Consider the following 23,511-nt stretch of genomic DNA (forward strand, 5'->3'; position numbering starts at 1 on the left):
GAGGCGACTCAACTCTTACGCCACCCTTACGCTCAGGGCGAGCCTCACCGGAGGTTGCCCTTCCAGCCTCGCTGGGGGTACCTCCCAGCGGTAGCTGGGGGAGTTTGAGGCGCGGGGTCCGGGGCGGAGCCCCGGTTTCGGGAAGGGGCGGGGTGGGGGAAAAATCGCGGCGAGCGGGGGACCCGCTTGCGCGGCGCGCGAGGGCCACCGGAGCCCCGGCGAGACCGTGGCGGGATGCGCGCCATCACCCTGCCCGCAGCCGTACGGCGCCCCGCACCCGGCACGGCCAAGCGGGCTTTCGACGCCGCCGGGGCCGCGCTGGTCCTGGCCGTCGCCCTGCTCCCCCTGCTGGCCCTGGCGGCCGCAGTGGCCCTGGCCGAGCGCGGCACCCCCCTCACCCGCGAGCCCGCGGCGGGCCTCGGCGGCCGGACGTACCGCAGGCACCTCTTCCGCACCACGAGGGCGGCCTGGCTGCGCCCCTGGGCCCTGGAAGGGCTCCCCCAGCTGCTGGACGTGCTCCGCGGCGAGATGTCCCTGGTCGGTCCCCGGCCGCTGCCCCCCGGCGCAGGAGCCCCCCGCGAGCGCGGCCTGGTACGCCCCGGTATGACCGGCCTGTGGCAGGTGAGCGCCCGGTCGGACCTGCCGTGGGAGGAGATGGCCCTGCTCGACCTGCACTACGTCGAGCACCACTGGCTCGGGATGGACCTCGCGATCCTCGCCCAGACGCCCCGCGCGGCGCTCCGCGTCCGGGCGCCGCACTCGAAGCGCACCCCAGCCGCGCAAGGAAGGGCGGCCTGAGCGACACAGATCACCGCCCGCACGGCTACAGTGCGGCGCGGAGAGTGGGTAACCTCAGTTGACTGAATAAGTTACCGCTTAGTAAGTGCCCGCCCGAGGAGCCCCCAATGCAACTCGCCGCGATCATCGTGTCGCTGGTCCTGACCGTGGTCGGCGTCGCGCTGTTCTGCCGAGCCATTGCGTCGATCTATGAGTTCGTGCAGATCGGCCAGCCCGTCCCGAAGGGCAGCCGCACCGATCGCCCGAAGGCCCGCACCATCACGCTGACCAGGGAGTTCCTGGTCCACACGCGGATGAACCGGTGGGGCATCATCGGCTTCGCGCACTGGTTCGTGGCCATCGGCTTCCTGACGCTGCCGCCCACCCTCGTCCAGGCGTACGGGCAGCTCTTCAAGGCGGACTGGCTGCTGCCGTGGGTCGGCGACTGGCTGCCCTTCGAGCTCTACACCGAGTTCATCGGCCTGATGACCGTCCTCGGCATCCTGGTCCTGATCGTCATCCGGCTGCTCTCGCTGCCCTCCAAGGCCGGCCGCAAGTCGCGCTTCGCGGGCTCCACCGCCTGGCAGGCGTACTTCGTCGAGTACGTGATCCTCAGCATCGGCCTGGCGATCATCACCCTGCGCGGCCTCGAGGGCGCGCTGCACCACGTCGACGGCTACGAGTTCGCGTACTTCGCCTCGTACCCGCTGGTCGCCGCCTTCCGCGGGCTCTCGCTGGAGACCCAGCAGAACGTCATGTACGGCGTGGCCGCGCTGAAGATCAGCATCTCCATGATCTGGATGATCATGGTGGGCCTGAACACCAACATGAGCGTGGCCTGGCACCGCTTCCTCGGCTTCCCGAACATCTGGTTCAAGCGCAACGCCGACGGCGCCTCCGCGCTCGGCGCGCTCCAGCCGATGACCTCCGGCGGCAAGGAGATCGACTTCGAGGACCCGGCCGAGGACGACGTCTTCGGCGTCTCCCAGGTCGAGCAGTTCTCCTGGAAGGGCATCCTCGACTTCTCCACCTGCACCGAGTGCGGCCGCTGCCAGTCGCAGTGCCCCGCCTGGAACACCGGCAAGCCGCTCTCCCCCAAGCTCCTGATCATGTCGCTGCGCGACCACGCGCACGCCAAGGCCCCGTACCTGCTGGCCGGCGGCGGCAAGACCATGGAGGGCGAGGAGAAGGCCTCCGAGGAGCAGCTGAAGGACGTCCCGGCCGCCGCGCTGGCCGAGGCCGAGCGCCCGCTGATCGGCACCGCCGAGGAGAACGGCGTCATCGACCCGGACGTGCTGTGGTCCTGCACCACCTGCGGTGCGTGCGTGGAGCAGTGCCCGGTCGACATCGAGCACATCGACCACATCGTCGACATGCGCCGCTACCAGGTGATGATCGAGTCCGCCTTCCCCAGCGAGGCCGGCACGATGCTCAAGAACCTGGAGAAGAAGGGCAACCCCTGGGGCCTGGCCAAGAAGCAGCGCGTGGAGTGGACCAAGGAGGTGGACTTCGAGGTCCCGATCGTCGGCAAGGACGTCGAGGACCTGTCCGAGGTCGACTACCTCTACTGGGTCGGCTGCGCCGGCGCCCTGGAGGACCGGGCCAAGAAGACCACCAAGGCCTTCGCCGAGCTGCTGCACATGGCGGGCGTCAAGTTCGCGATCATGGGCGGCGAGGAGAAGTGCACCGGTGACTCGCCGCGCCGCCTGGGCAACGAGCCGCTGTTCCAGCAGCTGGGCCAGGAGAACGTCGCGATGCTGAACATGGCGTTCGGCGAGGACGACGAGGACGAGTCGACCAAGAAGCCGAAGTCGGCGAAGAAGATCGTCTCCACCTGCCCGCACTGCTTCAACACCATCGCCAACGAGTACCCGCAGCTGGGCGGCGACTACGAGGTCATCCACCACACGCAGCTGCTCCAGCACCTCATCGACGAGGGCAAGCTGCTGCCGGTGACCCCGGTCGACGGCCTGATCACCTACCACGACCCCTGCTACCTGGGCCGTCACAACAAGGTCTACACGCCGCCGCGCGAGATCATGTCGGCCGTCCCGGGCCTGCGCCAGCAGGAGATGCACCGCCACAAGGAGCGGGGCTTCTGCTGCGGCGCCGGTGGCGCGCGGATGTGGATGGAGGAGCGGATCGGCAAGCGCATCAACAACGAGCGCGTCGACGAGGCCCTGTCCCTCAACCCGGACATCGTCTCCACCGCCTGCCCGTTCTGCCTCGTCATGCTGACCGACTCGGTCAACGGCAAGAAGAACGACGGCCAGGCCAAGGAGTCCGTCCAGGTCGTGGACGTGGCGCAGCTGCTGCTCGAGTCCGTGAAGACCCCGGCGGAGCCGGAGTCGGACGGCGAGGACGCGGTGGCGCCGGAGCCGGAGCCCGCGCAGTAGCCCGTACGGGTTGCCGAGGCCTGCGAGACAGCAGACGGACGGCCGGTCCTGCCCCCCGTGGCGAGGACCGGCCGTCCGTCCGTCTGCGGGACCCGTGGCCGGGTCAGTTCTGGCGGCCCCGGCGCAGCAGCGCGAAGCCCAGCCCGGCGGCGCCGGCCGCGGCCATGCCGCCGCCCGCGGCGACCAGCTTCGGGGTGTCGGAGGAGCCCTGCTCGACGCCCTCGGCGCCGGCCTTCACGCCGCCCTTGGGGACGACCACGGTGCGCTCGGCCTGCTTGACCGGCTTGACGGGCTGGGGGGTCTTCTTGCCGTGGCGGTCGACCTTGTACTGCGCGATCAGCTTGCCGTCGAAGTCGTAGACCCAGCTGTTGCCGCCGTTCTTGCCGTCGATGACGACGAAGGTGGCCTTCTTGCCGTCCATGACGATCTTGTAGGTCCAGCCGTCGTTCAGGGCGCTGCGGTGCTTGAGGTCGAGGGTGCCGAGGTGGTTGCCGTTCGGCATGGAGAGCTCGACGCGCGGACCCTGGGCGCCCTTGATGAGCTTGGCGATGCGGCCGTCGGGCATGGTGATCTTGGTGACCGAGGCGCGCTTGTGCTGCTGGGGCTTGTGCGGCTTGCGGTTCTGGTCCGGCTTCGTGGCGCCCTCGACCCAGGAGGTCACGGTGCCGTTCGGCTGGAGGACCACGTGCAGGCCGTTGTTCTGGCCGTACGCGGGCTTGCCGTCCTTGCTGACCAGGGTGTCCTGGACGACGCCCTTGTAGGAGAGGACGGCCTCGAAGTGGTTCGGGCCGAGCTTGTAGACCTTGGCGACCGAGCCGTCGGCCAGCTTGACGGTGGTGACGAAGACCCGCTTCTTGCCGGTCTCGGGCTTGGTCTCCGGCTTCGTCTCGGGCTTCACCGGCGGCTGGATCTCCGGGAGGACCTCCGGCTTGACGTCGTCCGTGCCCGGCAGGACCTCCGGGGTGACCTCGTCCTGACCGGGCCGGGCCTGGTCCTGGGTCTGCCCGGCCGGCTGGGCCGGCGAGTCGGCCATGGCGGCCTGGGCGGGCAGGGCCAGGGCGGCGAGGGTGCCGGTGGCGAGGGCGGCGGTGCGGACGGTACGGCGGATGGCGCGCATGGTGGTTCCTCGTGGCTTCGTTCGTGAGGCGTGGGCTTCGGTTTCGGGCCTCTTGCGTGGCCCCTTGGGGCGGCGACATGAACGAAGGTACGGACCGAATATCTAGGCAATCCGTAGGCAATGTAACGACCAGCCCCAGAGTCTCCCGCAGCCCTGTAAACCCGTACAGACCACATAAAACGGGCGGGGGCTGGCCCGTCAGGGTCCCCCTAAGGGATGTCACAGGTCAGCCGCAATGGCCCCGTCTTCCGGCCGCCCGCCCACCGGCCCCCGCCCGACCAGGTACGTTCGATCACGTGGCTGGATTCAGGATCGGACGCGGCCGGGACAACCGCACCCCCCAACAACCCCCTCGGCAACAGCCGTACGGGCAGCAGCAGGTGCCCCCGTACGGACGGGAGGGGTACCCGCAGCAGCAGTACCCGCCCCAGGGGACCCCGCAGCAGCAGTGGCCCCAGCAGGGCCCGGGCGAACACGGCGAGCCCGAGTACTTCGACCCGTACCAGCAGGCTCCCCAGGGCGGCGGCTACGGCCCCCGGGGCGGCGCTCCGTACGGCGAGGACCACGGCCGGCCGCCGGGCGGCCAGGGCGGCTCCTACGACGCGTACGCGAACGACGCGGGGCACACCCAGGCCTTCTCGGTCGGTGAGGACCCCTACGGCGACGGCGCCACCTACCGGGCCGGCCAGGCCCCGGCGGCCCCGGCCGGCCCGCGGCTGCCCTGGAAGGAGCTGCTGAAGGGCATCGTCATGCGCCCGGGCGCGACCTTCCTCCAGATGCGCGACCACCAGGTCTGGGCCCCGGCCCTGACGGTGACCTTCGTCTACGGGCTGCTGGCCGTCTTCGGCCTGGACGGGGCCCGGGACGACGCGATCAACGCGACCCTCTCCAAGGCCGTGCCGATCGTGCTCTCGACCGGGATCGCCTTCGTGGTCTGCGGGCTGATCCTCGGCGCGGTCACCCACACCCTGGCCCGCCAGTTCGGCGGCGACGGCTCCTGGCAGCCCACCGTCGGCCTGTCGATGCTGGTCATGTCGGTCACCGACGCCCCCCGGCTGCTCTTCGCGATCTTCCTCGGCGGCGAGAACGGCCTGGTGCAGGTGCTCGGCTGGATCACCTGGCTGGCCGCCGGCGCGCTCTTCACCTCCCTGATCAGCAAGGTGCACGACCTGCCCTGGCCCAAGGCGCTGGGCGCCTCGGCCATCCAGCTGGTCGCCCTCCTGTCGCTCATCAAGCTGGGCACGATCTAGCCCCTCGTACGCACGCGGAAGGGCCCCGCCGGATCACTCCGGCGGGGCCCTTCCCACTGCTGTACGGCAGCTCGGCTCAGGCGTCCAGGACCTGGCCCGCGCGCTGCACGACCGGCGGCTCGACGCTCCAGGGGAACTCGATCCAGTCGTCCGTGCGCTTCCAGACGTACTCGCACTTCACCAGGGAGTGCGACTTCTCGTAGATGACCGCGGAGCGGACCTCGGCGACGTTGCCCACGCAGAAGTCGTGCACGAGCTTGAGGGTCTTGCCGGTGTCGGCCACGTCGTCGGCGATCAGGACCTTCTTGTCGGAGAAGTCGATCGCGTCGGGGACGGGCGCCAGCATGACGGGCATCTCGAGGGTGGTGCCCACGCCGGTGTAGAACTCCACGTTCACCAGGTGGATGTTCTTGCAGTCCAGCGCGTAGGCGAGGCCGCCGGCCACGAAGACACCGCCGCGCGCGATGCTCAGCACGATGTCCGGCTCGTAGCCGTCGTCGGCGATGGTCTGCGCCAGCTGACGGACCGCGCGGCCGAAGCCGTCGTACGTCAGGGATTCGCGTACTGCACTCATACCGGCCTTCACTTCCTGACTTCGGTGCGGTGGAAGTTCTGGAAGGACCGCGATGCCGTCGGGCCGCGCTGGCCCTGGTACCGCGACCCGTACCGCTCGCTTCCGTACGGGAACTCGGCGGGCGAGCTGAGCCGGAACATGCACAGCTGCCCGATCTTCATCCCCGGCCAGAGCTTGATCGGGAGCGTGGCGAGGTTCGACAGCTCCAGGGTCACGTGGCCCGAGAAGCCGGGGTCGATGAACCCGGCCGTGGAATGCGTGACCAGCCCCAGCCTGCCCAGGCTGGACTTCCCCTCCAGTCTGGACGCGATGTCGTCGGGCAGCGAGATGACCTCGTACGTCGACGCCAGCACGAACTCGCCCGGGTGGAGGATGAAGGCCTCGTCCCCCTCCGGCTCGACCATGCGGGTGAGATCGGCCTGCTCTTCGGCCGGATCGATGTGGGGGTAGCGGTGGTTCTCGAACACCCGGAAGAACCGGTCGAGACGTACGTCGATGCTGGAGGGCTGCACCATCGATTCCTCGAACGGGTCGATGCGCACCCGTCCGCTGTCGATCTCGGCCCGGATGTCCTTGTCTGAGAGAAGCACGTCCCGAGGATACGCACGGCGCACGGCCCCGCCCCAATCAGGACGGGCCCGCGCGCCCCAGGTCCGAACGGGTGGACCCGCCGCTACCGCTTGATCCGGACCGCATGCCGCAGCCGGGCGCACCGCGGACACCGGATGAGCCGCGCCGGGCCGATCCGTCCGGCCCCGAGCTGCTGCATCGGGAACGAAGCGGTGCTGAACACGTGCCCTCCGGCACAACGGACGACGGTGTGCTCCATCGAGTCCATCGAGTCCCTTTCCCCTACCGAGCCGACTGCGACGAATCGCCACATTAGGGGATGAACCGGAGCCCGCTCCACACGGCACTCCGCCCGCCGAGCGTACGCCTCAACTCCCGCCCCCCACACCGCTCCACGACCGCGCAACGACGAAACGGCCCACCGGAAATTCACCGGGGGCCGCCCATGGGGTACAGTGTGCGACGATGCATCACACACAACTGATGCACCATGCGGATGTAGTTTAATGGTAGAACATGAGCTTCCCAAGCTTATAGCGCGGGTTCGATTCCCGTCATCCGCTCCACGACAAAGCCCCAGGTCAGCGACCTGGGGCTTTTGGTTGCCTCGAACGCCTACCGCTCCCGTGCCAGATCCGTGCCAGAAGCCTTGGACCGCAGGGCCTGCACACGGGCGTGGATACCGGCCGCCACTTCCCTCTGCCGCTCGCGGTCCGAGTGCTGGTAGATCATGGCGGCCTTCTCCGAGGACTGCCCGGCCCGCACCATCGTGTCCTTGAGCGTCGCGCCCGACTGCGTCGAGAGCGTGTGCCCGGTGTGGCGCAGGTCGTAGAAGGTGAACGAGTCCGGCAGCCCTGCCGCCTTACGCGCCTTCTTCCACTTCCGACCGAACGTCGTACGGCGGAAGGGCGCCCCCCTGCCGGCCGGTGTATCGCGCACTCCCTGTCAGGGGATCGTCGACTTTCGCCGTCAGCTCTCTGGACCGAAGGGGTCCTGGGGCTGTTCCACTATCTGGGCCAGTGGTTCGCGCACGGCTCGACGTGTCACGCGACGCGCCCGGCGGAGTGGCGCCGTCTCCCAGTGGCAGGGAGACGGCACCGCCGCCGAGCACTACAACGGAATTCCCTTGTTGCGCTCCAGGAGCCGGTTCAGCTTCGGCTCGAACTCGTCTGCGATGCGCATGAATTCATGGTTGTCCTTGCAGAACCGTCGGCCGACCTCGACGGCTGCCAGGATCCGGCGAAGGGTGTCGTCGACCTGCCCCACGGGCAGCGACACCTCGCACGCCTCGACCCACTCGGTCCCCCGTCGTGCGATCACCGAGAAGGAGTGCGGAGAGGCACCACCGTGGCGCCGCGTGACATCCTCCAGCACGCCTATGGCCTCGAACGCCCGGTCACGCAGGCTGCCGTCGGCAGGGCGCTCAGTGGACCGGCGCAGTCGTATCGCGCTCCAGGCGGTGAGGACGAAGTGATCGGTCGCCCCTCCTTCACATCCCTGGGCGGTCTCCAGATGGTTCTCGGCTATGCCGAGATCACCCCGTTCGAGCTCGTACTCACCACGCTGCAACCAGTAGTGGAAATTGTCCTGGAGCAGTTCGTGCACGATGCTGTAAATGCCCCGGACCTGGGTGGGATCGAGCCGGAGCGACACCATGAGGGAGTGGCTCAGCAACCGGATCAGGATCCTGCGATAGGGGTCGTCGTTGTCCTTCACGTCAGCCGCGTACTGCGCGTAGAACCTCAGCAGGTGCTCGATGACGGCGGCCAGCTGGTTCTTGTTCTTCTTGAGGACCGTGTCCACCACGGTGTCCGCAATGGTGCGCTGCCGGCACCGTACGGTCCCGTCCGGGGCAAGGGTGAGAAAGCGCCTGTCCACAAGCCGGATGATCGCCCTGTTCAGTGAGGGCTTCGGGGCACCCGGGCCGGAGACGATCTGAAGCAGGTCCTCCTGCTCGATGCCACGCTTCTTGAAGACGATGGCAGCTTCGAAGACGCACACGGTCGCGTAGACCGAAACCTGCTCGGGATCGAGTTCGCGGTACTCACTGGCGACCTTCTCCTCGAAGCGCTTGCCCGTGACCACCTGGATCATGGCCGCGAGCAGACTGCGGTCACACAGCTCCCGCAGTTTGTCGATCTTCTCGGGTCGGAGCTTCTGCTTCTTGAGTATCCCCGGCAGACCGTGCAGGTGCAGCACGTCGACGATGTGCCCCAGGTCCTCGTCCTTCAAAGGCTCGTCTGCCGACACCCGACGGGACTGGAAGGTGACGTCGAGTTCGTCGGAACGGCTCGTGCGGATCGCCGCGACCACCAGCACCTTGCCACCATTGCTGAGCTCCCTGAGCAGGGAGGCACCGAGGCTTCCGAAGATGTCGACATCGTCTACGAAGATGGCGTCCGCCGATATGCTGAGCGCCTGTGCCTTCAGGTTGGGCAGCGGATCGGTCGCCTCACGGTCGATCCAGGCCACGCTTCGCCCCGCCTGGTGGAGTTCGTACGCGTACTGCATGAGGGCAGTGGTCTTGCCCGAGCCGGCCCGGCCCTCCACCAGGAGGATCCTGCGCCTTCCGTCCTCGGCAGGACGGGCACCGGCACGGATGCGGTCGGTGATCGAGAGCTTCACGGCGAAGCCGTCCTTGACATCGCCCCACGTCGGGTCCTGCCCCTTCAGGAACTCCACGCTGCCCGTCGGTGCGTTGTCCACGAGGGACGAGACGAGCTTGATTCCGGAGCCACGTCGTGCACCGACTCGAATGTCCGCCAGTCGCTTCTTGCCCTGTTGGAGTATCTCCAGTCCGGGCCGCAGTTGCTGCATCGCAAACTCGTGCGGAGGGACCTGGATGTGCGTCAGCCCGGCCCGTCGTATCCGGGCGCGCTCCGCCGCGGTCCCCGGGACCGTAATGAGGAATCGGGGGAACTGCCCCGCTTCGGTCTGCGGCTGGGTGAGGGCGAGGGTGTTCCACAGCGACCGGCTGCTGGGGGAGGCGGCCATGAACGCCGCGGGATGAGTCAGCAGTTCCGCCTTCAACCTCCGGAACCACAGAGCGCGCGGCGAGAGGTCGTCGTCCGCCGGAATGGTGAAGTCGAGGGCTCCGGGACCGGTGGGGTTGCCGTGCATGGCGACCGTCTCGACCGTGGCGCTACCTGCCGCAGGTTTGCGCATCAAGGCATCGACGAACGTACTGGTCTCCGCGGTCAGCGGGTCGATTTCAAGCAGCGACGAGAAGATGTCGGTGGCCGTGAAGTCGTAGATGCGCCACCAAGGGCTCTGCAGGACCCGTCGTGCGGCGTTCGTGGACTCGACGTCCGCTCCTCGGAGCGCGGCGACGTGCTGGTCGACCGTCCGGGAGCCCAGTTCGGCGAGGGCGGTGCTCCAGATCTCGGAGGCGGTCGGCGCCGGCTCCGGCACCTCGCCGTACACCGCCTGCGTCAACAGCCGGGTGAGCGCGTCGGTGTCGAAGGGGCTGCTCTCACCATGGACGCCCGAGACGGCCACCAGGATCATCCGACCGGTGCCGATCTGTTGGTAGAAGTCCGCCACCGCACTCTGCTCGTCGTAAGCCGCCTGTGCGGTCTGGCCGGCCACCGCGGCGAGGTTGACGATGCGCCTGGGACTCGGCAGGGGGACCGGCTGCTCAGCGGGGGGCGCTGCGAGATCACGGACCTTCGGTCGTCCGGCACCCGCGAACTCCACCCGCAGAAGCCTGTGCTGGCGCGTCGTACCACGAGAAGTGACCAGCCACCGCGAGGCCGAACCGGACCGGTCGGACTCACCGTCGGGAGCGATCAGCACGGTCTTCGGCAGCACAGGTGCCAGTGCCTTCGGAACGACCGCAGAGTGGCCCGCGACCACGAGCGTGAGGTCGTTCGCGCCGGCCCAACTGAGGTACTCATCACCGACCGCGCTGTCCAGTTGTCCCGAGGTGCAGGTGGCCATGTCGGCAGTGCTGTCGGGTACCGCCATGCGGAAGACGGTGTTCGCGACGACGAGGCCGAGGGTGCCAGCGCTCGTCCCGAGCCTGACGGAGCCCTCGCCCGGCAGAACGCCCGATCGCCATTGCGGAAAGGTCGCACGGGGTTCGGACCACGCGACGAAGTCGGACAACGCGGCATCGCGCAGGGCCTCGACGATGTCCGCCTCATCACCCCGCCACAGCCCTCGCTCCGTGTCGCTCCAATAGCGGGTGAGCGCTTTGGTGAGCATTCCGTGGCCGGGGCCGAGCCGGCGGACGTCGTGCCGTCCCGGCACGGGCACCACGGGAGGTAACCGCTCTGCGCCGGCCTCCAAGCACTCCAACATCACGATGTCGAGGAAGTCATCGGTCTCGGCAGGAGTCACGTGTCGCGGCTCGTCGGCGCAGGAGCCCAGCACGAGGATGCCGTCTATTCGATCGTGTCTGGCGTGAACGGATCGCACGGTCTCGAGCGCGGATTCGCGCTGGACAAGCGGTGTAAAGCACAAGAGATGGAGGACTGCACCCGTTTCGATGGTCATTCCCCTTCCATTGCAATTGCCTGGATGGCGGACTTAGGAATCACCAGCTCTGTTTCCTCGCCCTTTTTACCGCCGCATTCCTCGGAGGTTACCGTGATGCTCAGAAAGGGACTGCCGAGCGAGGCCTTGTCGATCTGGCCGCCGATCACCTGCCCGCCCTTCTTGGCACACAACGCCCGGACGCTCTGCACATAGGCAGGTGATACGACAACCGATCCGGATGCCTTCTCCTCCTTCGGCCCACCGATCGCCGCGAGCCCGATCGTGAGCACACTGACGGCCAACGCCCCCATGACCACCCAGTTCGCATGCTTCTGTCGCTTGTCGACCTGCGCGGCTTCGTCGTCAGCCCTCTTCAGCACAGCGTTGAGCAGGTCCAACCGGTCGCGCGCATGGCTGGGCCCGGCCAAGGCCCCCACCGGCTGCGCCACTGCACGCAGATAGAGGACGGCGGCAAACAGCCACATGGCCACCGCTCCTACGCCGACCACCTGCGTACTCAATGGCCGGTCAGCGAGCTGGGTGAAGGTCAGCGCCGCCACGATGCCGCCCGCAAACAACGTGACGGTGGACTGGGCCGCCTGCGCCCGGGCCCGTGCCCCGCTGCCTGATCGGACGCGCTCGGCGTAGTACGCCTCACTGACCGGCCCCAACACGGTGTCCAGCATGCGTTCACGCTCATCAGCCATGATGCCTTCGGAAGATGATTGCGTCGTCATCGACCCCCCGTCGCGCGCCCATCGAGTGAGCATCATAGATGGCCAAGAGGCTGCTGCAGGCGATGTCTTGAAATTGCGGCGACACTCTGGAAACCGTGAAGGGGATATGCCAAATGCATACCCCGCTCGCAGTGAGTCCAGAGGCACCAGGGGCAGGGGACTTCTTCCAGGCACGCTTGGCGTCGACAGCCGTCGGATACTCCCTCCAGCGATCAATCGCAGTCCCGACGAGGCTCGTCTGCCCCTGGGCACTCGGGTCAGGTTGTCGCGGTGGTGAACTTCACCGAGCGGAAGCCGGTGTCGCCGGCGTTTGCGCCCGGGGCGAGGACCGTGGTGGTGCCGGTGCAGCCGTCGTTGTCGTAGAGCGTGGCGGTCGCGTCGGTGGCGTTCTCGGCGGAGCTGATGGCGCCGCTGGCGCCGGAGTCGTCCGCCAGGTCGTGGCAGGTGTCGTCGGCGGGGTCGGTCAGCTCGGCCGTCTGATCGTCACCGCCGGCGAAGAAGTGGGCGGTGAAGGTGCCGGTGGCCGCGTGGGCGGAGCCGGGCAGGGCCAGCGCGAGGGCGAGCGCGGCGAGGGCGGGCGTGAGACGGCGGAGGCGCACGGGAGTTCCTTACGTCGGAGGGGGCGGAATCGGCGCGGGCGCACGTCTGCGGCCACGCCGTACGCGAGGGCCGGGCACCCGGGCAGACCGGTCGCGGACGTATTCGATCACCACCGGCCGAAGGAGAATCCTTCATCCGGCGCACGACACACCCGTCGCGCCCGCGACCCGGCGTTGCCGGCCCGGACGGGTCAGGTGAGTGGTGTCTCCCGGCGGGCGAGGGTGGTGCGGACGAGGGTGTCGGTGGCGCCGGGGTGGGCGAGGAGGGAGTCGTGGAGATCGGCCAGGAGCCACAGGGTGAAGTGGTGGTGCAGGCCCTCCGACGGGGAGATCTCGCCGAACCCGTCCCGCCACGCCACGACGTCCAGGTCCATCGTGGCCGCGGCCAACACGCCCACGACCATGGGCACCTGCGTCCGGTCGCCCAGCTCCAGACCCGCCAGCCTGCGCACCGCGTGCGGGAGGAGGGCGACCAGCCCGTCGAGGCGGGCGGCGCGCGCCCCGCGGTCCAGGCCCGCCGTCAGCCCGGCGACGACCACCCCGATCAGGAAGACCGTGGCCCGGCGCAGCTCCTGCACGCCGTGGACGGCCGCCGCCAGCCGGACGTGCTGCCGCACCAGGCGGTACTCCGCTTCGGAGGCCCCGCGGTCCAGGACCCGGCAGCCCTCCCAGGCCGCCCGCACGCACTCGTGCTCGACCATGGCGTCCGCCGCCACGTCAGCACCCCGGCCCGGGCGTGCGGTCGGACATCGGATCACCCTCCCGCCACTACGGGGGTGGCGATCTCCTCGGACGGGCACCGGACGGCGTGCGCCGCCGGTGCCACGATCCTCGGGGATCGCGGGCCGGGGCGGCACCCGCCGGTCGGCGGGGATCGCGGGCCGGCGCCCCCGCCGTCCGGCGGGGTGCGGGGGCGGCGCCGGCCGCGCCCGGTGCGGGCGGGTCAGAACACGAAGTCCGCGGTGTTCGCGGTGACATGGTCCAGGTACATGGCCTCGCCGGTCCGGAACGGCGCCTTCCAGTCGCCGGTGCCCTTGTACAGCCGGGGCGTCTGGCGGGCCGTGCCGAGGGCCATCAGGTCCGGGCGGCCGTCGCCGTCCGCGTCGCCGGCGGCGATCAGCGGACGGAAGGCGTTCCAGCCGCCGCCGATCTTCACCCGGGACGCGAAGGTGCCGTCGCCCCTGCCCAGGTAGAGCCACAGCACACCGCCCTTGTCGCGGGCGACCAGGTCGCCCGCCGGGGCGCCCGCGATGTTCCCGACGGCCGTGACGTCGTTGTAGACGCCCCAGCCGCTGCCGATCTTCCTGCGGGCCAGGAAGGGCGCCGTGGCGTTCCCGGTGCCGCGGTAGAGCCAGAGGGCGCCGGACGCGTCGGTGGCCAGCGCGTCCGTGCGGCCGTCGCCGGTCAGGTCGCCACCGGCGGTGATCTTGTCGTAGACCTGCCAGCCGCCGCCCACCTTCACGCGGGTGGCGAAGCCGCCGGTGCCCTTGCCCTGGTACAGCCAGAGCACGCCGGACCGGTCGCGGGCCAGCAGGTCGCCGACCGGCGTGCCGCCCAGGTTCCCGGCAGCCTCGAGCCGGTCGTAGCCGCCCCAGCCCGTCCCGAGGGAGGTCCTGGCCCCGGCCTCGTGGATGCCTCGTCCCGTGTCGATCGGGCGGTAGAAGAGGCCGGTCCGCCACAGCCGGCCGGCGGAGTCCCGGCTGAGCAGGTCGGGGCTGCCGTCGTCGTCGAAGTCGTGCGGCTGGGCCGCGCGGACGACCGTGAAGCCACCGTGGGCGGTGACGGCGGGTCCGATGCCGTTGGCCGGCTCGGCGGTCAGCTCCCAGGTGAACGCGCCGTTGGGGACGTCCTCGTCCCAGTTGTTCGCGTTCCAGCCGAAGACCGGCGCCGCGGTGCCGGCCTGCGAGGTCATGGTGTGGGTCCGGCCGGTCCGCACGTGGCGGACGACGAGCCGGGACTCCCGCACCTCCCGCGAGAACGTCCAACTGAAGTCGAAGCCGTCGGTCCGGTCCAGGTCGAGCACCGCGGGCGGCACGGTGGCGCCCGTGGCGACGACCTCGGTGGGCTCGCCGGTCGCCGCGACCTGCTCGGCCGACAGGGAGTCGCCGCCGGTGTCCGCGAGCCGGTACACGCCCTCGCCCCGGCCGACCAGGCCGCCCCGGACGTACAGGCTGCCGTCGGGCGCGGCGGTGAACTCGTGGGCGTGGTCGAGGACCTTGACCGTGGTCCCGGTGGTCAGGTGGTGGGCCGTGACGGCCTGGTGGGCGTTGGGCCCGCCGAGGTCCATGCCGTCCTTCTGCGCGTACACGACCCAGTCCCCGGCCAGACCGACCTGGAGGAGGCCCTGCGAGGGCTCCTGGGGTACCGGGGCCTCCTGGACGGCGCCGGTGGCCCGGTCCGCGACGAGGACCCGGGGGCCCCGGTCCGTCGCCGAGGCGGCGGACCAGGCCGTCCGGGTCGGGGAGAACGCCTGCGGACGGGTCGCGGAGGCGCCGGGGACCAGGACGCCGGTGGCGAGGTCGAGCAGGCCCCACCGGCTCTGTCCGCCCTGCGTGTAGGTGACCATGGCCTGGGCGGTGGTGGCGGGCCTGACCATGACGGCGGTCGCGTCGGCGGGCAGGCCGGTGACCGTCACCACGGGCGCCTCGTCGACGTACTTGCGCAGCACCGTGCCCGCCGGGGTGTCGGCGGTCGTGAAGACGGCGTCGCCCGCGGCGCCCGCCCACCGCGCGTCACCCGGCCGGGAACCGACGGGGACCTGGAGGATGCCGTTGCGCCCGATGGCCCGCTGGGTGATCGCGTAGTGCCCCGGGAACACCAGGAAGTCGGCCGTCGCGGTGGACCGCAGGTGGACGGGGCCGTCGTAGCCCTGACCGCCGCCGTCCGAGTAGCGGTGGAAGGACGTGATGCCCGCGGGGGAGGTCGTCAGGAAGCCGGTGACCCCGGCCCCGGAGAGCTTGGCGCCCTTGGGGTACACGACCGGGGCCGCGGCTGCGGCCGCAGCCGCCTCGGCGGCGGGCACCCCGGCGGCCGGCGGGGCGGCGTACGCGGGGACGACCGCCGCGGTCGTCCCGAGCGTGACGGCGAGAACAGTGGTGACGGAGCCGGCGAGCCGGCGCCGCGTCGAACGGGCCAGGGGCACGAACATTCCTCCCGAAGGCGTCGGGCGCACCGTGCGCCCACCCATTCGAGACCCCCGAACGGCCGGAAGGTTGTACGGGTCAGCTCTGGGGGGTGTCGCCGTCCGGCTGGTCGGCGCCCTCGGCCACGGCGGCCTTCTCGCGCATCTTGCGCACCAGTTCCGCCTTCTGGTCGGCGGCGCCCCGGCGGTCGAGGTTGCGGTGCGGGCCGTTGGCGGCCCGCTCGGCGCGGGACAGCCGCTTGCGCTGGCCGCCGCCCTGGCCGATGGGGTTGTTGATGTTCTTGCTCTTGGTCACGGGTTCTCCCGGTGAAGACGATGGCCACGACGTTACCCGGCTCCGCGGACCGCGGGCACCACGGGCCGGGCCCGCCCCGCCGCGGCGGAATACCTGTGGTCGCGGTGTGAGGATGTGACCGCCCCCGCCCGGAGGCTTTTTGCGGCGACCGCGCAGAAACAACAATTTCCCGCACCCGATCCGCGACGCCGTGCTAACGTCGAATCCGGTTGCAGTTTTGGTACCCCTGGCAGGGCATCATCGCGGCGACGCGGTATTCGTCATATCGGATGCCGATGCACTGCCCAGAGGAGAAAAGACATGGCTGCCGGCACCGTCAAGTGGTTCAACGCGGAAAAGGGCTTCGGCTTCATCGAGCAGGAGGGTGGCGGCGCCGACGTGTTCGCCCACTACTCGAACATCGCCGCCCAGGGCTTCCGCGAGCTCCGCGAGGGCCAGAAGGTCACCTTCGACATCGCGCAGGGCCAGAAGGGCCCGACGGCGGAGAACATCGTCCCCGCCTGACACCGACGCGCACGACGTGGCCGGGGCCGGCACCCCTCGGGGTGCCGGCCCCGGCCACGCGCATTTCACGGCGGCCCCGGGGCGGGACGGCGGTCCGGGAATCCGGCCGCCGCGCCACCGGACCGCGGCACCCCGGAATTCCGTTCGTATTTCCGTCACCTCCGCGCGGCCTTCTCTTCCCATCGAGTCGGCACCCGAAACCGCATTCTGCTCGGGCCGTTCCCGCAATTTCCCCACTTTTCATGTGAGGCCTCATGCGCTGTGTCATTGCCCGCTTCCCCTTCGACCTGACCAAGGCCGGCGTCCTGGAGGCCATGAAGGGCGTCACGCCCGAGGAGATCACCGGCGAGTCCGTGATCATCGGGCGCCGCACCTACCCGGTCAAGCAGGTCGGCCAGGTGGTCACCGGCCAGGACCGCCGCGACTTCACCGCGGGCGAGGTCGTCCGGGCCATGACCAAGCTCGGCTTCACCTGCCGCGGCCTTCCCGGGACCGCCCCGGCCGCGGACGTGCTCAGCCCGCGGGAGCAGGCGGACGCACTGCTCGGCGGCCACGAGGTCTCCTGACCGCGGGACGGGTGCCCGCGGGCACCCACACGGCGAAGGGCCCGGCCGGCACGCTCCGGCCGGGCCCTCCCGCGTGCCGGGAGGGCGTTGCCGCGCGCGTCCGGTCAGTGGTCCGAGTAGCTGAAGTCGCCCATCGTCCAGGCGGTGACGTCGGCGATCGAGACGCGGTACATCCCGCCCGTCTCGGGGATCCCCACCATGCCCTGCAGGATGCGGGCGACGTGGAAGTGCAGATGGGTGGGTGGCCCCTCGCGGCGCCCCGCCGCGGTGAAGGTCTTGGCGAACTCCCGCAGCCGGGACGACTCCGCCAGCACCTCGGACACCCGCTCGCGCCACACGGCCTCGGGGGCCAGCCGTCCCGTGATCACAGCACCGCCGGTCACCACGGTCAGGGACATCTGATTGCTCTGCCCGGACTCCACCATGGTGGCGACGTCAACGAGCAACTCGTCAGGCATCGACATGGGAGCCGATTGTATTCACCGGCGGTCCGGCTCGCTGCTCCGGTGGGGCGGCAGATGGTGCAGTAGTTCCTCCGGGGCCCCGCTGCCGTACCGCGACCGGGCCCGGGCCCGCCCGCCCGGGCCCGCCCGGCCGGCTCAGACGAAGAGGAAGGCGGCCGTGGTGGCGGCGCCGAGGGCGGCACCCGCCACGGTCTGGGCGACCGTGTGGTAGGTCAGCGCGACCCGGGACCAGCAGACCGCGACCGTGAGCACGTACCCCAGCAGCCACCACGGCGAGTGCACCGCGGCCAGCAGGGCCACCACCGCCGAGGCCACCGCGGAGTCCACCGAGATCTTCCAGACGGTGTTCACGGCGAGCAGCCCGATGGTCATCACCCACAGGCCGAGCATCGCGACCAGGATGGGCGTGGGCGCGCCCCCGAGGACCATCACCAGCGAACCGGTGCCGAGGGAACCGAGGATGACGAAGAAGATGGGCGCCCGCTGCGTCCGGTCGACCACGTGCCGGTCGCCCCAGGTGCCGCGCTTGCGCTCCCATTCGATGTAGCCGGCCGGGACCAGCCCGGCGCAGAGCGCGCCGAGCAGACCCCAGAGCAGCCCGGTCCAACGCCCGGACGCGGCCCAGCCGATGCCGAGCATGCCGACGAGCAGGACGTTGCGGGGTTGCAGGACGTCGGTGACCAGGCGGGCCGCCGCGGTGACCGGACCGCCCCCGGTCGGGCCGGTGCCGGTGGTGCTGTCGGTGACGCTCATGCGCTGGGCTCCAGGCAGGACTGCAGGACGGCGCGGGTGCGCTGCTCCGGGATGGACGTGTAGGCCGCGGCCACCCTGACCAGCCAGGCGACTTCGCCGTCCTGGTCGGTGGCGTGCTTGGTCTCGAAGGCGGCTGCCCGGCCGGCCGGCGCCCCCTCCGCCTTGGCGACCAGCGCCGCCCTGATCCAGTGGGCGTCGGCGAGCGCGCCGGCCTGCTCCGGGTCGGCCCGCTCGCCCGCGGCGGCCTCCTTGGCGGCGGTGAGCAGGCTGTCCGGCACGTAGTGGCGCAGCTTCTCGACGGCGTCCGCGATGTCCGCCGACCAGCGGTCCACCCGCAGGTCGGCGGGGGTGTCGAAGCGGGTCAGCTCACGGGTGAGCGAGGCCGGCGGAGCGAAGGGCTGGTCGGGGAAGGCCGTCATCAGCTCGCGCCACAGCGGGTGCAACTGCACCTGGGCCCGCCACAGCCGGGCCCGCCGCCAGCCCTTGCTGAAGGCGGGGAGGGAGGCGCCGAGCGCGAAGAAGGCGAAGAGGACCACCTGGGCGGCCTCGGTGACCTCGTCGAAGTGCAGGGCGAAGCTCTCGCCGGGCCGGTCGACCACGCTGATCCACAGGAACAGGGTGCGGCTGAGGGTGTAGCCGACGCCGATGAACATCGCGAAGGTCATCATGCCCAGGCCGATGCGCAGGTGCGGCAGCTTGGCGTCGGCCGTGGCCAGCGCCCACTGGTAGGCGCAGACCGCGGACGCGGCGCCCAGGTACAGGTAGAAGACGCTCATGTAGAGCGTGGCGCCCCACTGGCCGGCGTGTTCGGCCACGAACCGGTCCGCGGGCACCGAGCGGTCCACCACCGTGAAGAAGAGCACGGTCAGCAGGACGAGGGTGACCACGGAGGCCTTGGCGGCCACCTGCTGGACCAGCCGGGCGAAGCGGACGTGCCGCGGGACCTCGCCGTCCTCCGGGTAGTGGCCGTAGATGGCGACGATGTAGCTGAGGATCGCCAGGATGGCGATGGTGGAGGTGTAGTGCTTGATCAGCACCGCCAGGTCCACCACGTCGCTGTTGTTGAGGCTCGTCCGGACCACCTGCGTCTTGGTCCACAGGGCGACGGCGAAGCCGGCGTAACAACCCCACAGGGCGCGGCGGCGCTTGTCCTCCTCGTCGCCCCAGAGTGCGGCCGGCATGCGCCACAGGGCGACGGCGGTCATGAGGCCGGCTATGAAGTAGCCGGCGAGGTCGAGCGCGCTCACGTGAGTTCCTCGGGGTGGTCTGCGGGTGGGGCCGCGGATCCGTCGGCGGATCCCCCGGCGGGGCCGGCGGGTGGCGCCGTGCGGCGGAAGAGGGAGCGGGGGGAGAACGGCCGGCGGCGGTGGGCGACCGGCCGGGAGAGCGAGTTGGCCAGTCGGCCGACCATGTCGTCGCTGGTCACGTCGCGGGCCATGCGCGGGATCAGGGAGGCGCCGAACTCGGCGATCCGCTCGTCGTGCGTGTCGTACTGGGCCCGGGCCTGGACCGTGTCGGAGGAGAGCACCCGGGTGATCAGCGAGGTGTCGAAGACCGGCAGCAGCCGCCGGAGTTGGTCGGCGTCCAGGGTGGTGCCGTGGTCGAACCACTCGTGGCACAGCTCGTGCAGGATGACGTGCTGCGTCTGGTACGCCGTAGGGCGGCGGCGGTAGAGCACGTAGCTGGTGCCGCCGGACTTCAGCCGCAGTCCGCAGGCGGCGTTGACGCGGGCCAGCCGCTCGGGCAGTTCCTGGAGGACGATGGTCCGACCGCGGGCCGCCTCCATGTTCGCCACCAGTGCCTCGATGGTGAAGGGGGCGGGTATGGGGAGCTCGGCCAGGCCGGCTTCGCACTCTTTGCGCAGTTCACGCAGGGACATGGGGGCCTCTTGGTCGTCGTCACGCGTGTGTGACGGGCGATCCGCGAGTTTAACGAACGCGCCCCCCGCTGCCACCGGGGCGCGTGGGGGCGGTGCGTCGGGTGGCGGCCGGCGTTCGGTGCGTGGCGGCGGGCTCTGGGGTGCGGCCCCGGGGCGGCGACCGGGTCAGGCCCCGGGGCCGGGTTCCCCGTCCGGCGCGGTCTCGGACCGCTGCTTGGCCTTGGTGTCCGCCAGCAGGGAGAGCGCGAACTCCAGGAGCTCCGCGGGCAGTCCGTCGTCCTCGACACCCCGGCCGGCCACGCCGCTGATCTCGCCGGTGCGGCGCTTGGCGAGGAACTGGAGTCCGGCGACCACGTCGCCGACGACCTCCGACTCCTCCTTGAAGAACCGCCAGTCCACTCCGAAGCCGAGTCCGAGCGCCTTGAGGATGTCTTCAGAGGGCTGGGTGACCTTGCCGGCCAGGATGTTGGAGAAGTAACTGTGCGAGAGCGCGCCGCCGCGTTCCTTCACCAGCTCGGCGAAGGTCCGGCCGGACACCTTCTGGCCCGGGAAGGTCTTCTCCAGCATGTACTCGACCTTCTGCTGCAGCGAGTGCAGTTCGGGCACGCGGTCTTCGCCGTTGTCCATCCGGTTACCCACTGTTCGCATCACGCACCGGCGCAAGCGTCCGGGCTTGCGTAAACACTCTACGTCACTGTTAACTGCAAAAAACACGGTCAGGGGACCACAGGGGAGTCCCCTGCCCGTGCGGACGCCGCGCGTCTGCCGCCGGCGCCCACCTACGGGTATAGCCCTTCGCGACGGGGGATGCGCGAAGGGCTATACGCGTGCAGTATGCCAGCCTGTCAGGGGCCGCTCCACAGCGCACCCCTGACTCCCCAGCCGCCTTTCGGCCACCGCCGGGCACCCCCTCCACCCCACCGCAGGCCACCGATCCGGCCACCGATCCGGCCACCGGGACAGCAGCGCGGGGCCGCTCGCCCTCATTCGCAGTGAGGGCGAACGACCCCGCGCCGTGCGACCAGATTAGCCCCGCACCAAGGGTCCGGGTCAGGCGAGGAGTTTGGCCTTGGCCCGATCGAACTCCTCCTGGGTGAGGTCACCCTTGTCCTTCAGGGCCGAGAGGGCGTGGAGCTCGGCGGCCGAGCCGGGTGGATCCGTCGCCGCGGCCTTGCGGACGTAGGTGCGGAAGGCCTCTTCCTGCTCCTTGACCTGCTTCACGTCCCGCTCGCCCATGCTGCGGCCGCGGGCGATCAGGTAGACGAGGACGCCCAGGTACGGCAGGAGGAGGACGAGGATCAGCCAGCCCGCCCGGCCCCAGCCGCCGAGGCTGTGGTCCCGGAAGATGTCGCTGATCACCTTGAACAGCAGGAAGAACCACATGATCCACAGGAACAGCCAGAGCATCGTCCAGAAGAGGTTCAGCAGCGGATAGTCGTCCATGTCTCCTTCATACCTGTGCGGAATTGAAGCCGCATGTCGGGAAGGTCATCGTTTGCCCGCCCGAGGGGCCCGGGTGAGGATGGGCGGGTGCTGCTCGACCTGCTGGTGATCGGGCTGGTCATCACGCTGTACCCGCTGCCCGTGATGGCCTTCGTGCTGGTGCTCTCGGCGCCCCGGGGAGTCTGGAAGGGGCTCGCCTTCATCCTGGCGTGGCTGGGCTGCCTGGTCGCGGTGATCGCCTCGGTGCTGCTCATCACCGGCGGTCAACCGCTGGTCCACCGCTCGCCCCCGTCCACCGCCGCCCTGGCGGTCAAGCTGGCCATCGGCGCCGGGCTCGTCGGCTACGCCGCGCACCGCCGCCGCACGCGCGGCGACCGGGTGAAGACCCGCAAGGGCGCGGGGAGTTCCGCCATGGAACGGGTGGACCGGGCCGGACTCTGGTCCGCGGCGGGGCTGGCCGTCCTGCTCCAGCCGTGGGGGATGGTCGGGGCCGGGGCGGCCACCGTCGTCAAGGCGGACCTCGACCACCTCGCGTCCTACCTGGCCCTGATGGGCTTCTGCCTGCTCGCCACCGCCAGCCTGCTCGCGATGGAGTTGTACATGGTCTTCGCCCCCGACCGCGCCCGCGGAGCGCTGGCCCGACTGCGGGCCTGGCTGTCGGCGCACAAGGAGCCCGCCGTCGTGGTGGCCTGCCTGGGTCTGGGGCTGTGGCTGGTGAGCCGGTCCCTCTACGGACTGACGAGCTGACGGGGTGGCGAGCCAGGGCGGGCCCCGGGACCGCCGGGAACGGCGGGCGATGGCCGGCCGGCTGCTCGGGTCGGTGGCCACCGCGAGCCTGATCACCCTGCTCTACTACGTGGCCCCGCTGGACCGCGGCTTCGGCGCCCTCAGCCTCGGGATGCTGCTGCTCGGGCTGGTCCTCTTCGGCGGGGTGGTGGCCTGGCAGGTCGCCGCCATCACCCGCGCGGAGCATCCCCGACTGCGCGCCGTCGAGGCCCTGATCACCGCTATTCCGTTGTTCCTGGTGCTCTTCGCCGCCTCCTACTACCTGCTGGCCCTGGAGGACCCCGGGGCCTTCTCCGAACCGCTGGACCGCACGGACGCGCTGTACTTCACGGTCGCGGTCTTCGCGACCGTCGGCTTCGGGGACATCGCCCCGGTCGCGGAGGTCGGCCGGGCCCTGGTCACCGCGCAGATGGTGGCCGACCTGGTCGTGGTGGGCGGGGTGGCCAAGATCCTGGTCGGCGCCGCCAAGGTGGGCATGCACCGCCTGGAGTCCCCCGACCAGGAACCCGGGTCCGGACCCGATCCCGGACCCGAACCCGGGCCAGCTCCCGGACCCGATTCTGCTTCCGGCCGTTAGGCCGTGGGCCAGCAGCGGAGTGCGGTGTCCACGGTGCGCAGCAGGTCGGCGCGGGTGGCGCCGTCGGCGGCCTGGACCGAGAGGCCGTACGCCACGGTGGTGACGTAGCGGGCCAGGTCGGCCAGGTCCGCGTCCGACGGGAGCTCGCCCTCCTCGCGGGCCCGCTCGAACCGCTCCCGCAGCAGCTCCTCCGTCTCGCGACGGCGCGCGGCCAGCTCGGCGCGGGGGCCGGCCGCTGCGGTGCCGGTCGCCAGGGCCCCCTGGACGATCAGGCAGCCCGCCGAGGGGTTGTCCGGGGAGGTGGTGACCTCGGCGGCGCCGCGCAGCAGGCGCTCCGCGGCGGCGCGCGCGGTCGGCTCGCGCAGCGCCTCGTCGACATGCCGGGCCGGGCCGGCCGCGTACCGCTCGACGGCCTTGCGGAACAGCTCTTCCTTGTTGCCGTACGCGGCGTAGAGGCTCGGCCGGCTGATCCCCATGGCTTCGGTGAGCTCGGCCATCCCGGCGCCCTCGTACCCCAGGCGCCAGAAGACGCGCATGGCGCGGTCGAGGCGTTCGTCCAGGTCGAACTCGCGTGGGCGACCGGTGGGCATCGGCGCTCCCTCC

General features: G+C 70.5%; 23 protein-coding genes, 1 tRNA gene and 1 pseudogene. 8 read left to right on the top strand and 17 right to left on the bottom strand.

The genetic code is table 11. The annotated features are described in order from the left end of the window. Nucleotides 1–234 precede the first annotated feature (234 nt). Both AB0O40_RS11840 and AB0O40_RS11845 read left to right on the top strand, forming a co-directional pair. Nucleotides 235–798 (top strand): sugar transferase, encoded by a 564-nt coding sequence (locus tag AB0O40_RS11840; protein WP_365038675.1) that lies wholly within the window; start codon nucleotides 235–237, stop codon nucleotides 796–798. A 107-nt stretch (nucleotides 799–905) separates the two neighbouring features. Next, a complete protein-coding gene (locus AB0O40_RS11845) occupies nucleotides 906–3,173 on the top strand; it encodes a (Fe-S)-binding protein (protein WP_365038678.1) in 2,268 nt (755 codons plus the stop codon). A 103-nt stretch (nucleotides 3,174–3,276) separates the two neighbouring features. Here the strand turns inward: AB0O40_RS11845 and AB0O40_RS11850 are convergent, their stop codons facing one another. Further along, the gene (locus AB0O40_RS11850; protein WP_365038681.1) at nucleotides 3,277–4,290 is read right to left on the bottom strand and encodes a hypothetical protein; all 1,014 of its coding nucleotides are present in this window, start codon (nucleotides 4,288–4,290) and stop codon (nucleotides 3,277–3,279) included. Between the two features lie 296 nt (nucleotides 4,291–4,586). On the opposite strand from AB0O40_RS11850, the gene AB0O40_RS11855 reads away from it, so the two are divergent. After that, on the top strand, nucleotides 4,587–5,540 hold the full coding sequence (locus AB0O40_RS11855) for a Yip1 family protein (protein WP_365038683.1): 954 nt from the start codon (nucleotides 4,587–4,589) through the stop codon (nucleotides 5,538–5,540). 76 nt (nucleotides 5,541–5,616) lie between these two features. Here AB0O40_RS11855 and AB0O40_RS11860 read toward each other — a convergent pair whose 3' ends face one another. Both AB0O40_RS11860 and dcd read right to left on the bottom strand, forming a co-directional pair. Beyond that, a complete protein-coding gene (locus AB0O40_RS11860; protein ID WP_365038686.1) occupies nucleotides 5,617–6,114 on the bottom strand; it encodes a phosphoribosyltransferase in 498 nt (165 codons plus the stop codon). Between the two features lie 8 nt (nucleotides 6,115–6,122). Next, entirely contained in the window at nucleotides 6,123–6,704 is a 582-nt protein-coding gene (dcd, locus tag AB0O40_RS11865) for a dCTP deaminase (RefSeq protein ID WP_365038688.1), read from the bottom strand. Nucleotides 6,705–7,176: 472 nt separating this feature from the next. Between dcd and AB0O40_RS11870 the strand changes: the two genes are divergently transcribed. Next, nucleotides 7,177–7,250: transfer RNA gene (locus tag AB0O40_RS11870), tRNA-Gly, on the top strand. A gap of 49 nt (nucleotides 7,251–7,299) precedes the next feature. Here the strand turns inward: AB0O40_RS11870 and AB0O40_RS11875 are convergent. The 7 genes and pseudogenes from AB0O40_RS11875 to AB0O40_RS11905 all read right to left on the bottom strand — a co-directional run. Then, nucleotides 7,300–7,602: pseudogene (locus AB0O40_RS11875) on the bottom strand (site-specific integrase); the annotation flags it as partial. Nucleotides 7,603–7,794: 192 nt separating this feature from the next. Then, complete coding sequence (locus AB0O40_RS11880; RefSeq protein ID WP_365038691.1) at nucleotides 7,795–11,181, bottom strand: hypothetical protein; 3,387 nt, start codon at nucleotides 11,179–11,181, stop codon at nucleotides 7,795–7,797. Next, nucleotides 11,178–11,900: a hypothetical protein gene (locus tag AB0O40_RS11885; RefSeq protein ID WP_365038694.1), complete on the bottom strand. Its 723-nt coding sequence runs from the start codon at nucleotides 11,898–11,900 to the stop codon at nucleotides 11,178–11,180. Before AB0O40_RS11885 ends, AB0O40_RS11880 begins: the two co-directional genes overlap by 4 nt. A 257-nt stretch (nucleotides 11,901–12,157) precedes the next feature. After that, nucleotides 12,158–12,499, bottom strand: coding sequence for a hypothetical protein (locus tag AB0O40_RS11890; protein WP_365038697.1), 342 nt, complete (start codon nucleotides 12,497–12,499; stop codon nucleotides 12,158–12,160). A 191-nt stretch (nucleotides 12,500–12,690) separates the two neighbouring features. Further along, nucleotides 12,691–13,215, bottom strand: a complete 525-nt coding sequence (locus AB0O40_RS11895) for a hypothetical protein (protein ID WP_365038700.1) — start codon at nucleotides 13,213–13,215, stop codon at nucleotides 12,691–12,693. A 227-nt stretch (nucleotides 13,216–13,442) separates the two neighbouring features. Then, entirely contained in the window at nucleotides 13,443–15,647 is a 2,205-nt protein-coding gene (locus AB0O40_RS11900; protein ID WP_365038703.1) for a VCBS repeat-containing protein, read from the bottom strand. A gap of 73 nt (nucleotides 15,648–15,720) precedes the next feature. Continuing rightward, nucleotides 15,721–15,936 carry a DUF6243 family protein gene (locus AB0O40_RS11905; protein ID WP_365038706.1) on the bottom strand — a complete coding sequence of 72 codons (216 nt, stop codon included), beginning with the start codon at nucleotides 15,934–15,936 and terminating at the stop codon, nucleotides 15,721–15,723. A 300-nt stretch (nucleotides 15,937–16,236) separates the two neighbouring features. Between AB0O40_RS11905 and AB0O40_RS11910 the strand changes: the two genes are divergently transcribed. Together AB0O40_RS11910 and AB0O40_RS11915 are read left to right on the top strand one after the other, a co-directional pair. Continuing rightward, the gene (locus AB0O40_RS11910) at nucleotides 16,237–16,440 is read left to right on the top strand and encodes a cold-shock protein (RefSeq protein ID WP_365038709.1); all 204 of its coding nucleotides are present in this window, start codon (nucleotides 16,237–16,239) and stop codon (nucleotides 16,438–16,440) included. Nucleotides 16,441–16,694: 254 nt separating this feature from the next. Further along, nucleotides 16,695–17,006 carry an SCO5918 family protein gene (locus AB0O40_RS11915; protein ID WP_365038712.1) on the top strand — a complete coding sequence of 104 codons (312 nt, stop codon included), beginning with the start codon at nucleotides 16,695–16,697 and terminating at the stop codon, nucleotides 17,004–17,006. Nucleotides 17,007–17,110: 104 nt separating this feature from the next. Here the strand turns inward: AB0O40_RS11915 and AB0O40_RS11920 are convergent, their stop codons facing one another. The 6 genes from AB0O40_RS11920 to AB0O40_RS11945 all read right to left on the bottom strand — a co-directional run bounded on the left by AB0O40_RS11920 (nucleotide 17,111) and on the right by AB0O40_RS11945 (nucleotide 21,545). Further along, nucleotides 17,111–17,470 (bottom strand): hypothetical protein, encoded by a 360-nt coding sequence (locus tag AB0O40_RS11920; protein ID WP_365038715.1) that lies wholly within the window; start codon nucleotides 17,468–17,470, stop codon nucleotides 17,111–17,113. A 135-nt stretch (nucleotides 17,471–17,605) separates the two neighbouring features. Continuing rightward, a complete protein-coding gene (locus tag AB0O40_RS11925) occupies nucleotides 17,606–18,223 on the bottom strand; it encodes a hypothetical protein (protein WP_365038718.1) in 618 nt (205 codons plus the stop codon). Next, a complete protein-coding gene (locus tag AB0O40_RS11930) occupies nucleotides 18,220–19,470 on the bottom strand; it encodes an MAB_1171c family putative transporter (RefSeq protein WP_365038721.1) in 1,251 nt (416 codons plus the stop codon). Before AB0O40_RS11930 ends, AB0O40_RS11925 begins: the two co-directional genes overlap by 4 nt. Next, nucleotides 19,467–20,102: a toxin gene (locus AB0O40_RS11935; protein WP_365038724.1), complete on the bottom strand. Its 636-nt coding sequence runs from the start codon at nucleotides 20,100–20,102 to the stop codon at nucleotides 19,467–19,469. Before AB0O40_RS11935 ends, AB0O40_RS11930 begins: the two co-directional genes overlap by 4 nt. Before the next feature lie 165 nt (nucleotides 20,103–20,267). Then, the gene (locus tag AB0O40_RS11940; RefSeq protein WP_365038727.1) at nucleotides 20,268–20,729 is read right to left on the bottom strand and encodes a hypothetical protein; all 462 of its coding nucleotides are present in this window, start codon (nucleotides 20,727–20,729) and stop codon (nucleotides 20,268–20,270) included. Between the two features lie 423 nt (nucleotides 20,730–21,152). Continuing rightward, nucleotides 21,153–21,545 (bottom strand): SHOCT domain-containing protein, encoded by a 393-nt coding sequence (locus AB0O40_RS11945; protein WP_365038730.1) that lies wholly within the window; start codon nucleotides 21,543–21,545, stop codon nucleotides 21,153–21,155. A gap of 87 nt (nucleotides 21,546–21,632) precedes the next feature. On the opposite strand from AB0O40_RS11945, the gene AB0O40_RS11950 reads away from it, so the two are divergent. Both AB0O40_RS11950 and AB0O40_RS11955 read left to right on the top strand, forming a co-directional pair. Continuing rightward, the gene (locus AB0O40_RS11950) at nucleotides 21,633–22,292 is read left to right on the top strand and encodes a GAP family protein (protein WP_365038733.1); all 660 of its coding nucleotides are present in this window, start codon (nucleotides 21,633–21,635) and stop codon (nucleotides 22,290–22,292) included. 4 nt (nucleotides 22,293–22,296) lie between these two features. Further along, nucleotides 22,297–22,908: a potassium channel family protein gene (locus AB0O40_RS11955; RefSeq protein ID WP_365038736.1), complete on the top strand. Its 612-nt coding sequence runs from the start codon at nucleotides 22,297–22,299 to the stop codon at nucleotides 22,906–22,908. On the opposite strand, the gene AB0O40_RS11960 is transcribed toward AB0O40_RS11955, so the two are convergent. Further along, nucleotides 22,905–23,498, bottom strand: a complete 594-nt coding sequence (locus tag AB0O40_RS11960) for a TetR/AcrR family transcriptional regulator (protein WP_365038739.1) — start codon at nucleotides 23,496–23,498, stop codon at nucleotides 22,905–22,907. The genes AB0O40_RS11955 and AB0O40_RS11960 overlap by 4 nt on opposite strands. Nucleotides 23,499–23,511: the final 13 nt, after the last annotated feature.

The organism is Streptomyces sp. NPDC089919, assembly GCF_040684615.1.
GTDB lineage: Bacteria > Actinomycetota > Actinomycetes > Streptomycetales > Streptomycetaceae > Streptomyces.